The organism is Streptomyces sp. NPDC006552, from assembly GCF_040611655.1.
Classification (GTDB): Bacteria; Actinomycetota; Actinomycetes; order Streptomycetales; family Streptomycetaceae; genus Streptomyces.
Map to the genome: position 1 here is coordinate 1 of NZ_JBEXOS010000136.1, position 4,773 is coordinate 4,773.

At 74.4% G+C, this 4,773-nt stretch carries 1 protein-coding gene; it reads right to left on the reverse strand.

All coding sequences use genetic code 11. The features are described from left to right. Nucleotides 1-4,773: type I polyketide synthase (locus tag ABZY33_RS35840; RefSeq protein WP_356495906.1), on the reverse strand; the 4,773-nt coding region annotated here is incomplete at both ends.

The following is a 4,773-nucleotide window of genomic DNA, read 5'->3' on the forward strand; positions in this document are numbered from 1 at the left end:
CAACGCCCCGGACACACAAGCCGCCGCGATCTCACCCTGCGAGTGCCCCACCACCGCATCCGGCAGCACACCCACCGACGACCACACCGCCGCCAACCCCACCATCACCGCAAAACTCGCGGGCTGAAGCACATCAACCCGCTCCAACAACCCGGGCTCGACCTCACCCCGCAACACATCTACGAGCGACCAGTCCACGAAGGGCGCAAGCGCTGCCGCGCACTCCTCGATCCGCTCCGCGAACACCGGTGAGGAGTCCATCAACTCCCGGCCCATGCCAGCCCATTGCGAACCCTGACCCGGGAACACCCACACGACCTTGCCGGGCGTACCCGAGCCACCACCGGTCATCACCAGCGAGGACGCGCTCTCCCCCTCGGCGAGTGCGCGCAGTCCGGCCAGTGCCTCGGTCCGCGAACCGGCCACGACCACCGCCCGCTCCCCGAGCAGGGTGCGCCGGGAGATCAGGGATGCGGCCACTGACGCCAGTGGCACCTCGTCCGTGCCCGCGACGAATGCGGCGAGCCGCTCCGCCTGGCCGGCCAGTGCGCCGATGCCGCGCGCCGACACCACCAGCGGGACGGTGTCCGACGCGGCGACCAGCGGTCGCGGGGTCTCCACTGCGGGTGTCTCCGCGGCATCCGGTGCCTCCTCCAGGATCAGGTGCGCGTTCGTCCCGCTGACGCCGAACGACGACACGCCGCCACGGCGCGGTGCTCCGCCGCGCGGCCACTCGCGCGCTTCGGTCAGCAGCTCCACCGCGCCCACCGACCAGTCCACCTGGGACGTGCGCCGGTCCGCGTGCAGCGTAGGGGGCAGCACGCCGTGGCGCAGCGCTTGCACCATTTTGATGACGCTGACGACACCGGCGGCGGCCTGCGTGTGTCCGACGTTCGACTTCAACGAGCCGAGCCACAAAGGCTTCTGGGGGTCGCGGTCCTTGCCGTACGTGGCGAGGAGCGCCTGCGCCTCGATCGGGTCGCCCAGCGCCGTGCCCGTGCCGTGGCCCTCCACGACGTCCACCTCGGCCGGGGAGAGCCCGGCGCCCGCCAGGGCCTTGCGGATGACCCGTTGCTGCGAGGGCCCGTTGGGGGCGGTGAGGCCGTTGGAGGCGCCGTCCTGGTTGACCGCGCTGCCGCGCAGCACCGCCAGGATCTCGTGGCCGCGCTCGCGGGCCACCGAGAGGCGTTCCAGGACCACGATGCCGACGCCCTCGGACAGGCCCATGCCGTCGGCGCCGTCCGCGAACGCCTTGGAGCGGCCGTCGCCCGCCAGGCCGCGCTGGCGGGAGAACGCCATGAAGGTGGCGGGGGTCGCCATCACCATCGCGCCGCCGGCGAGCGCCATGGTGCACTCGCCCTGGCGCAGCGACTGGGCCGCCAGGTGCATCGCCACCAGCGACGACGAGCACGCCGTGTCCACGGACACCGCCGGGCCCTCGAAGCCGAAGACGTACGAGACGCGGCCCGACGCCACGCTGGACGCGAGCCCGGTGCCCGCGAAGCCCTCGACCTCCGGGGCGATCGCGCCGGTCCCGTAGCCCTGGCCGGAGACGCCGGAGAAGACGCCGACGTCGGTGCCCTTGAGGGTGAGCGGGTCGATGCCCGCGCCTTCGAGCGCCTCCCAGGACGTCTCCAGGAGGAGGCGCTGCTGCGGGTCCATGGCGAGGGCCTCGCGCGGCGAGATCCCGAAGAACCCTGCGTCGAAGAGGCCCGCGCCGCGCAGGAACCCGCCCTGGCTGACGTACGACGTACCGGCGTGGTCCGGGTCCTCGTCGAAGAGGCCCTCCAGGTCCCAGCCGCGGTCCTCGGGGAAGTCGGAGATCGCGTCGACCCCGTCGACGACGAGCTTCCACAGCTCGTCGGGGGAGGTGACGCCGCCGGGCAGCCGGCAGGACATGCCGACGATCGCGATCGGCTCGCCCGCGTCGGCGGCGGTGGCGGCCGGTACCGCCTCGGGCCCGTCGGCCGCCGTCTCGCCGAACTCCTCGCGGAGATAGCGGGCGAGGACCAGCGGGGTCGGGTAGTCGAAGACGAGCGTGGGAGGCAGCTTGAGGCCGGTCGCCTCGCGCAGCCGGTTGCGCAGCTCCACCGAGGTCAGCGAGTCGAAGCCCGCCTCGTTGAACGCCGTCTGCGGGCGGATGTGCTCCGCGCCGCTGTGGCCGAGCACGACCGCGGCCTGGGTCCGCACCAGATCGAGCAGGAGCGCTTCCTGCTCGGCGGCGGTGAGTCCGGCGAGCCGGTCGGACAGCTGCCGGTTCTCGCCCGTGGTGCCGGCCGCGCGGGCCTGCTGCCGGCCGGCGCGTACGAGACCGCGCAGCAGGTGCGGCACCGCCGCGCCCGCCGACGCGTCGGCCCGTACGGTGCGCAGATCGAGTCGGACGGGGACGAGGAGCGGCCGGCCCCGGAGGAGCGCGGCGTCGAACAGTTCCATACCCGCGGCCGCCGATATCTCCAGCACACCGCTGCGGCCGGCCCGCGCCTGGTCGACGGCGCTGAGGTGACCGGCCATGCCGAGGGACTGCTCCCACAGCCCCCAGGCCAGGGAGAGTCCGGGCAGGCCCGCGGCGCGGCGGTGGTCCATCAGGCCGTCGAGGAAGGCGTTGGCGCCCGAGTAGTTGCCCTGGCCCGCGCCGCCGGACAGGCCCGCCACGGACGAGAACACGACGAACGCGTCGAGGTCCAGGCCGCGGGTCAGCGCGTCGAGGTGGCGTACGGCGTCGACCTTCGGTGCGTACACCTTGGCCAGCCGCTCCGGGGTGAGGGAGGCGATCAGTCCGTCGTCGAAGACGCCGGCCGTGTGCACCACGCCCCGCAGGTCGGACAGGGGGGCCAGCAGCGCCTCGACCTGGGTCCGGTCGGAGACGTCGCAGGCGACGACCGACACGGACGCGCCCTGCCCGGTCAGCTCGGCGGTCAGCTCCTCGACGCCGTCGGCCGCCGGGCCCCGGCGGCTGGCCAGGACCAGCTGCCGGACGCCGTGGTGGGCGACGAGGTGCCGTGCCACCACGCCGCCGAGCGATCCGCCGCCGGAGATCAGGACGGTGCCCCGCGGTCCGAACGTGGCGGGCTCGCCGCCGCCGTCCTGGTCCGTGGGGCGGGCGAGCCGGGGGATCGACATGGCCGAGTCGCGGATGGCGACCTGGGGCTCCCCGGAGGCCACGACGGGACCGAGGACGTAGTCGATGACCGAGTCCACGCCGCCGTCGGCGGTGGGGTCGGTGTCCAGGAGGACGAACCGGTCCGGGTGCTCGGACTGGGCCGCGCGGATCAGGCCCCACACCGCCGATCCGGCCGGGTCGCTCACGGCGGTCCCGCCCGCGGGCGTCGCGCCCCGGGTCGCGACGACGAGCCGTGTCTCCTCCAGGCCGTCGGCCTCCAGCCACGCCTGCACCACGGCGAGCACGTGCGAGGAGAGGGCGAGTACGGCGCCGTCGGCGTCGGCCGCGCCCGTGACGGCCTCCAGGACCGCGACGGCGGGAGCGGCGCCGCTCGCGGCCACGGCCGCCACGTCCTCGGGGGAGGACACCGGCAGCCAGGACGGCGGGAGCTCCGAGTCGGGCGGTGCGGGCAGGTCGGCCCAGTCCAGCCGGAAGAGCGCGTCGGCCACGACCGCGTCGGCCGGGGCCTCCAGCTGCTCGGCGGAGACGGCCCGCGACACCAGGGATTCCAGCGTCACCACCGGGCCGCCGGTCTCGTCGGCCGCCCGGACCGTCAGCGCGTCCTGCCCGGCGGGAGCGATGTGCACCCGCAGCGCGGAGGCGCCGGAGGCGTGCAGCTCCAGGCCGTTCCACGCGAAGGCGAGCACGGGCGTCCCGGTGTCCCCGGCGTCGGTGGTGTCGGTGTTGCCGATCGTGGCGGCTTGCAGGGCCGCGTCGAGCAGCGCGGGGTGGAGTCCGAACCGGCCGGCCTCCTCGCGGAGTTCCTCGCCCAGGGCGACCTCGGCGAAGACGTCCTCACCGCGCCGCCACACGGCGCGTACGCCCTGGAAGGCGGGACCGTAGCCGTAGCCGCGCTCCTCCAGGCCACGGTAGAAGTCACCGACCTCGACGGGTTCGGCGCCGGGCGGCGGCCAGGCGGTGAAGTCGAAGGTGGTGGACGGTTCCGTCGAGGCGGCGGTCAGTGTGCCGGTGGCGTGCCGCGTCCACGCCGCGTCGTCCTCGGTGGTGTCCTCGCGCTGGGAGTGGATCTCGACAGCGCGTGTGCCGTTCTCGTCGGGGGCGCCCAGCGCGACCTGGACGCGTACGCCACCGGCCGCGGGCACGATGAGCGGCGCCTCGATGACGAGTTCCTCCAGCACACCGCAGCCGGCCTCGTCACCGGCGCGCACGGCCAGTTCGACCAGGCCGGAGCCGGGCAGGATGACGACGCCGCCGACCGCGTGATCGGCCAGCCAGGGGTGGGTCGTGAGCGAGAGGCGCGAGGTGAAGACCAGACCACCGGAGTGCGGCAGCCGCACCACGGCGCCGAGCAACGGGTGACCGGCCGCGGACTGGCCGAGGGCGGCGGCGTCGGTGGCCGCTCCGGTCCCGTGCAGCCAGTAGTGCTGGTGCTGGAAGGCATAGGTGGGCAGGTCGAGGGCGGCGGTCGTGGCTCCGGCGGGCAGAACGCCGCTCCAGTCGACGGGCACGCCGTGCACGAACAGTTCGGCCATCGACGTCAGCAGCCGTCGCAGGCCGCCGTCGTCCCGCCGCAGCGAACCCGTCACCACCGCGTCCACGCCACTGTCGTCAGCGGTCCCGGTGACCGGCTGGACCAGGACCGGATGAGCACT